5 protein-coding genes are annotated in these 7,244 nt (G+C 38.5%); 4 read left to right on the top strand and 1 reads right to left on the bottom strand.

Annotated features, from left to right (window positions below):
* Positions 1 to 2,540: hypothetical protein (locus tag K2N75_RS00025; protein ID WP_297681587.1), on the top strand; the 2,540-nt coding region annotated here is incomplete at its 5' end.
* A 94-nt stretch (positions 2,541 to 2,634) separates the two neighbouring features.
* Positions 2,635 to 2,940, top strand: coding sequence for a c-type cytochrome (locus K2N75_RS00020; RefSeq protein WP_297681585.1), 306 nt, complete (start codon positions 2,635 to 2,637; stop codon positions 2,938 to 2,940).
* 204 nt (positions 2,941 to 3,144) lie between these two features.
* On the opposite strand, the gene K2N75_RS00015 is transcribed toward K2N75_RS00020, so the two are convergent.
* Positions 3,145 to 4,632 carry an FAD-binding protein gene (locus K2N75_RS00015; protein ID WP_297681583.1) on the bottom strand — a complete coding sequence of 496 codons (1,488 nt, stop codon included), beginning with the start codon at positions 4,630 to 4,632 and terminating at the stop codon, positions 3,145 to 3,147.
* Positions 4,633 to 4,780: 148 nt separating this feature from the next.
* Between K2N75_RS00015 and K2N75_RS00010 the strand changes: the two genes are divergently transcribed.
* Both K2N75_RS00010 and uvrC read left to right on the top strand, forming a co-directional pair.
* Entirely contained in the window at positions 4,781 to 5,239 is a 459-nt protein-coding gene (locus K2N75_RS00010) for a hypothetical protein (protein WP_297681582.1), read from the top strand.
* A 7-nt stretch (positions 5,240 to 5,246) separates the two neighbouring features.
* Entirely contained in the window at positions 5,247 to 7,097 is a 1,851-nt protein-coding gene (uvrC, locus tag K2N75_RS00005; RefSeq protein ID WP_297681579.1) for an excinuclease ABC subunit UvrC, read from the top strand.
* Positions 7,098 to 7,244: the final 147 nt, after the last annotated feature.

The raw sequence follows: 7,244 nt of genomic DNA, 5'->3' as shown, positions 1-7,244 counted from the left end.
CCCCCGCACAACTTGTAGATTTACAAGATAAAATCCTTTCAAACTTAAATTCTCCAAATCCAAGCCAACAGAGCAATACTTCAAATCGTAATATTCTTCATGCCTTAAGTGAGGTATCTAGCAAAGCTAGTCCTGATTCTTTGAAAATCTCAAGTGTTGCCCAAGCCTCAAATACCCCCGCTCCTAGAAATGCTCCACAAGCAAGAGCAGTGGGAGGAGATTGGGATAATACCACAAGCCTTCAATATAATACAAATACAGGCACAATATCGGGTACTTTTACAGCTAACAATGTTAGCCAAAGAATTTCTTCTAATGGAAGCAACAAAAACTTAACTATTGATAATGGAACAAGTATCACAGCAACACGAGGTTCTGCCCTTGAGGTTACAAATCATTCTCATATTAACACTATTACTAACAAGGGAGCACTAAAAACACAAAATGATGGGAGAGCCGCTTGGGTGCAAAGTGGAACTAGTGTTGAAAATTATATCAATGAAGGCGAGATTCAAGGGATAGAGATAGGTGGAACTATTGAAAATCTTACGATTGAATCTCAGGGTAAAATCTACCACGACTATGGAGCTGCTATCTATGCTAGAGAGGGTAGTATACAGAATCTCACAATCAAGGGTGCTGTTGTATCTAATGACACCTATGCTATATATACTGATAGAGGAACTAGCGCAATTAACAACATTAACATTGATGGAGGTAAAGTTGTTTCAAAGCAAATACCAAACTCTAACTCTGGTGTCATTCGCCTCGCTCAAGGCACCACAGGTAGTATCACGGTAAGCAATGGAGGTGTGGTAGGGGTTTTGGCTAACAGCTCCTCTAATGTATCTACCATAACTAAAGCCGATATTAACAAGGACGCAGGAAAAGGGATTCATATTGAAAATCAAGTTACAGGAGATATTACCATTACAGGGGCTGGTTCTTTTGTAAGTGGGATTGAAAATGGTTCGGCATCAAAGGCAGGTAGCATTGGAGGAAACATTAAGATTGAGAATGGAGCAGAAGTAGGGAAAATAGACAATACAGGAAATTCTACAATAGGAGGCAACATTACAATTGATAGTAGTTCTACCCTAGATAAAATCACAAATAATAAGGGCTCTGTTATTGCAGGAGGCATTCATTATGGAGGAAGTGGAAATCTCACGATTGATTCTTCTGGAATCATTCAAGGAAATGGTGGAAATCATATAGAAAATAGCGGGAGTGGAAATATCAAAATAGAAAATATCCTCATCGGCACAGATAATCCTCACAATATTAGTGGGAATAATACGAATAATATTACCTTCGACAAGATTACTTTAGATACTCAAGGAAAGCCACTTCCGGGTCATATCAATGACATTCTAACAGGAAGTTTTGATTTAAATCAAATCAAAACCATTGTAACAGACGCTGGAGATATTTTTAACTTCACAATGGACGCAAATGGAAACTTCACAACTTCGCTAGATTTGGATAATCTCAATGCAACAAGTGGGGCTAAAAGTATTATTACAGGCAATCAAAGGATTTCAAGCTTTGCAAACAATGTCGCCACCACTTCTTTGATGAATCTCCAAAATGCTTTTAACCACTCAACAACTTTCTATGATGCGTCTTTAAGAAATCAAGTGCATTATGCAAATGCCACAGGAGCTTTAGGGACAGATATTATCAATCAAAGCCCTAATTTAGATTCTTTGTATTTCAAAGACCGCATTGTCTATGTGTTGCCTTATATTTCTTCCCAAGAAGTAGAAGTAGGCAATGGCACTAAAATGAGCGGAAATGTGCAAGGAATCATCGCAGGATATAGCAAAATCACTCCTTTTAACAATTTGTATTCTTTCTATGTCGGATTTGAGGGAGAGGATGCAGACTCTCAAGGAGGTTCTTTAAACACTAATGTGCTTTCAAAAACACTCTATGGAGGGTTTAAGATGTTGCATTATCTTACCAATCTATCCGAAAAAGCAGAACTCTATGCGCAATATGACGCTTCCTTTGGTCTAAGGAATAATCGCTTGAAATCAGATTCTATTGGAACAACCTCTAGCGCAGACCCTAGAAGCTACTTTTATAATGCAGGAGTAGATTTGGGAGTAAATTATTTGTGGGGCAAAAATATCATTACACCAAAAATCGGTTTAGGATACGAGGGTGGAATGATTGAAAGCTATAATTTAAATATCGCAAATACAAAAATTGATAGACAAGATTTGAATTTTCTCCATACAAGAGCAAGTGTGCTATGGAGCAGAGCTTGGAATCCTAAGCTTCACACTTATATAGAAGGAGGTTTGAAATATATCTTTAATCCCGATTTAGACCTAACAGGAAGCTACGCAGTAGGCAATAACAGACAAAAGGCTTCAAAAGAAATGGATTTAGACGAACTCAATGAGTTTATTAATGTCGGAATCTATGTGCCTCTTAGCAATGTCCTTACCTTTGATGTTGTGTATAGTGGAAGTTTCTCGGACAATACCACAGGGCATTCAGGGTATTTGAAGTTTAATTATCTGTTTTAGTATTTCATTTGGCTATTGGCTTAAAGCCTAAAAGAATCAATCCAACAAATGTTAGATTAGGTTTAAATTTAATTTCATCAATAAGGAGTAAGTTATGAAAAAGTTATTCGTCGTTTGTTCTTTGATTTGTTTGGGGGCAAGTGCTTTTGCAGTAGAGGGTGCGCAACTCTACAAAAGATGCGCTGTTTGCCACGGAGAAAAGGCAGAAAAGCTTTATCTTAGCGTCCCACCTCTTAAAGACATTCCCTCTGATTTAAGGATTCAGTTTATGAGAGATTATAGCGAGGGCAAAAGAAGTATCTATGGGAAAGGGGCATTAATGAAAATGAACCTAAGAGGCTTGAATGAAAAAGACTTCCAAGCAATAGAAGCTTATATAGAGAGCTTAAAAGGACAATAAGATTTGTTCTTGCAAAATGCGTAACATTCGTGGCGTGCGTGTAAAACACTCACCCACAACGCATAAATTTATCATTTAGAATCTCGCAACAGAATCTTATTTGTCAAATTAAGCTTATAGACTACTTTAGCTTACGATGACCCCAAATCATCTGCCGACATTACTACACTTTATAACACAATAAAGAATCTTCGCAAACAAGCATTATTCAATATAATGCGCACCGACGGAAAAATCCCTCTTTAACGCAGATTCTATGATGTTCTTAGCAGTCAATAACCGCAAACGCAAGAGTCTCCCTACCCCGCTTTGTAACATTACTTCTACCCCGCCCAAAGCCTCATTTAAGCCGGATTTTTTACGAATAATGCCCACTTTATGCCACATCAAATGACGCAAAATTGCCTTGAGATTCTCGTCTTGTTCTTTTTGCAATACTTGCGAATGTAAAGGAAATTCCCGCGATTTAGAATCTTGGATTCTATTTCCTGCCCCATAGCTTTCTAAAATCTCTTTGGCACTGCGTCTTGAAAATACCAAGCCCTCTAGCAACGAGTTAGACGCCAAACGATTTGCCCCATGCACGCCTGTGCAGGCACATTCTCCCATAGCATAAAGATTTTGCATACCAACAACCCGCCCTACATCGTCTGTCTCAATCCCTCCCATACAATAATGAAATGCAGGAGAAATCGGGATTCTATCTTTTGGCAATTCATACCCAAGCGCGCTTAAGTTGCGTGCGATATTAGGGAAACGTTCATAAAAAAACTCTTTAGAAAATGGACTTAAATCCAAATAAACTTCCTTTTGCTCTTGTGGTGCGTTGGGATTTTTTTCTTGCAACTTTATCTTATAGTCAAAAATACTGCGCGCAACCTTATCACGTGGAGCTAACTCACCTGAAGAATCATAATCAAACAAAAAGCGATTTCCCCAAAAATCTACAATCCTAGCCCCCTCCCCTCGCAAGGCTTCGCTCAAAAGCATTTTGCGTGCGTGGGGAGTTTTCACAAACACGGTGGGGTGGAATTGCAACATTTCCATATCTTTAAGCTTCAAACCATTTTCTAAAATCATTCCGTGCAATTCGCTAGAAATCGTGTAAGCATTTGTATGGTATTCAAAAAGCGCGCCCACTCCCCCGCTTGCTAAAATTATATGTTTGGCATAAAGATTATAACTTCCGCGTTTAGTTAGCACACTCACACCATAGCAATGATTTCCCTCAATGAGCAATTCTGTAACAGCAGCATTTTTCCACAATGTATGGGAAACTTGTGCTATCAAATGCGAATGCAAAACCCTGCCCGTGCAATCTCCTCCCGCGTGGATAATGCGTGAGGTGCTATGGGCTGCTTCTTTGGTGAAGAGCAAATCGCCTTTTTCGTCTCTATCAAAAGGGGTTTGACGCGCAATCAAATCTTCTAACACCTCCAAACTTTCCTCGCTCAATGTCTTGACTGCCTTTTCATCACACATTCCCGCACCAGCGTTTAGTGTATCTTCTATATGCAAGGGAATATCGTTAATATCCTTTGCCACTGCGATTCCGCCTTGCGCATAAAAAGTATTGCATTCCCAAGGTTGCTCTTTGCAAAGAATTAAAACTTTTAGATTTTTAGGCAGATTCAAAGACGCATACAATCCTGCAACACCAGCCCCTACGATAATTACATCAAAATTAAACATTTCCAAATCCTTATTTTAACTCTTGAGATTGCGCATAAATTCTATTTTCTTTTTGGCTTGTTTTGTTCTTTGGATTGTAAGGGTCATCTTTGAATCCACAACCCACACTTAAAAAACAAAGACAAAAAATCTGTGCTATAATTAAAAAATGAAAAATGTATCGGAAGTCTTGTCTCATCTCTTTAGCACTCCTTGCTATCAAAAATATTACGAAGTCAGCCAACTTAATCAGTTTATTCGCTTGCTTCCCCTTAGTATCAAAGGTGGAATCGCTTTTGGCTACATCAAGAATGACATTTTATTTTTGGCACTCAAACACCCGGCTTTTAAACAGGAATTTTATCATAAAATCTCCCTTCTTAAGCAGCTCTTAAAAACTTACCAAAAGGAAAAATCCTCTCTTACCAATGTGCAAGATATTCAATACTTTGTAACTTATAATGCTTACCACAAAGAAGTAGAATTGCGGCAAGAAAATGAAGTCGCGCAGTGTTATGGCGAACTCGCTCGCGGAAATTTCACTAATTACGCAAAAGATGCCGAAATCTTTGAAATCTTTGAAAATATCCGCCAAGCGATTCTACAAAATCAAGAGAAATGTTTGTAAGATTTTTATGGAATCCAAAGAGACAACTACCAAGCTTAAACCGCTCTCTAACAATCTTTTAGAAGTCTTAAAAAAGATTCCAAACCAAAGCGGTGTGTATCATTATTTTGATAGTGAAGGACGATTGCTCTATGTGGGAAAAGCAAAGAATCTTAAAAACCGCGTAAAAAGCTATTTTCGTTTCACTCCCACTCTATCGCCCGCGCCCAATTTGAGTGCGCGTATCGCACAAATGGTGCAACAAATCGCAATAGTGCGTTATCTCATCGTAGAAAATGAAAATGACGCTTTGATTTTGGAAAATTCACTGATTAAACAACTCAAACCCAAATACAACATTCTTTTGCGCGATGACAAGACTTATCCTTATCTATGCGTCAATACGCAAGAGGATTTTCCCCGCATTATTCTAACAAGAAAAGTTTTTAAAAAAACACAAGGTTTGCGCTATTTTGGACCTTACTCTAGCGGGGCGCGTGATTTGCTAGAAAGCCTTTATGAAGTTTTTCCGCTTGTGCAAAAAGAATCTTGCAAACAAGGCAAAAAAGCTTGTCTTTTTTATCAGATTAAAAGATGTCTTGCGCCTTGCGAGGAGCGCGTAAGTATAGAATCCTATCATCAGATTCTGCAAAACGCGCTCCATTGCATAGAAAATCCCAAAAAAATCCTTGCAAAATTAGAAGAAAAAATGCTGTTTTTGTCCAATAATTTGCGTTTTGAGGAAGCTGGAATCTTGCGGGATAGAATCGCAAAGATTCAGCAATTAAACCCTATTTCCTCTGTTGATTTTGCACGATTAGAAGATTTAGATGTGTTTGCTCTTGTTTGCGAAGAAAAACGCGCTGTTTTAGTTAAACTCTTTATGCGCAGTGGCAAGATTGTTTCTAGCGCAACACAAATCATTAAAAGCGAAATGGGCTTTGATGAAAGCGCAATCTACAAACAAGCTGTGCTAAATTATTATAGCAAGGATTTGCCTCTAAAACCAAAGCAAATCTTGATTCCTTTTAATTTAGGAGAGATTGCGGAGGAATTAGAAAATTTCTTACAACAAAATCTTGGCAAAAAAATTCCTTTGTATTATCCCAAAAATGGAGAGAAAAAGCGATTGTGCGAACTTGCTTTGCAAAATGGTAAAGAGATTTTGCGTTTGCAAAAAAACGATGAGGAGGAAGTGCTTAGCGAGATTAAAAAACTCTTTTGCTTGCAAAGCATTCCTTTCCGCTTTGAAGTTTTTGATACTTCGCACCATAAAGGCGCGCAATGCGTTGGGGCGATGATTGTATATGAAAATGGGGCATTCTGCAAGGAATCTTATCGGCAGTATTTGTTGGAAGGAGCAGACGAATATTCCCAAATGCGTGAAATGCTGGAGCGTAGAATTGCGGATTTTGACAAAGAATCCCCACCGGATTTATGGGTTCTAGACGGAGGAGCGGGGCAAATCAACTTGGCTAGAACCTTGCTTGATAGTGCGGGGGTAAATTTGGAAGTCATTGGAATTGCAAAAGAAAAAGTAGATAGCAAGGCTTACCGCGCCAAAGGAAGCGCAAGGGATATTTTGCGTGATGAAGCCTTGCAGGATTATCGCCTTGCCCCTAGCGACAAGCGTTTGCAATTCATTCAAAAATTGCGCGATGAAGCCCATCGTTTTGCAATCACTTTCCACCAAAAACAAAAACAAAAAACAATGCAACAATCAAAAATTTTAGAAATCAAAGGGATTGGCAAAGCAACACAAAATAAACTTTTGTCTTATTTTGGGAGTTTTGAGGGAATTTATCGTGCCAATTTAGAGGAACTAACAAAAGTGCTATCCCCTGCCTTGGCACAAGATGTTTTTCAAGCATTGCATTAAGAGGAATCCTCTATAAATTGCGATAGGTTTATCCCCTATTCTCGTCCTTGCAAGAATTGCTTGCGATTCATAGCGTGTATTGCGAAGTAACTCATCTGCTTTGAGTTACGAATCTAAAATCAAGCATAAAGTAAATTCACTATGGAA

The organism is Helicobacter sp. (assembly GCF_029067145.1).
Classification (GTDB): domain Bacteria; phylum Campylobacterota; class Campylobacteria; order Campylobacterales; family Helicobacteraceae; genus Helicobacter_D.
Note: the sequence above shows the minus strand (reverse complement) of the source record. Positions and strands in the feature narration are given on the sequence as shown.

Bases quoted from the DNA above. Each gene is read 5' to 3' on its own strand.
- K2N75_RS00010 (WP_297681582.1), top strand. From the start codon at position 4,781: ATGAAAAATGTATCGGAAGTCTTGTCTCATCTCTTTAGCACTCCTTGC.
- uvrC (WP_297681579.1), top strand. From the start codon at position 5,247: ATGGAATCCAAAGAGACAACTACCAAGCTTAAACCGCTCTCTAACAAT.
- K2N75_RS00020 (WP_297681585.1), top strand. From the start codon at position 2,635: ATGAAAAAGTTATTCGTCGTTTGTTCTTTGATTTGTTTGGGGGCAAGT.
- K2N75_RS00015 (WP_297681583.1), bottom strand. From the start codon at position 4,632: ATGTTTAATTTTGATGTAATTATCGTAGGGGCTGGTGTTGCAGGATTG.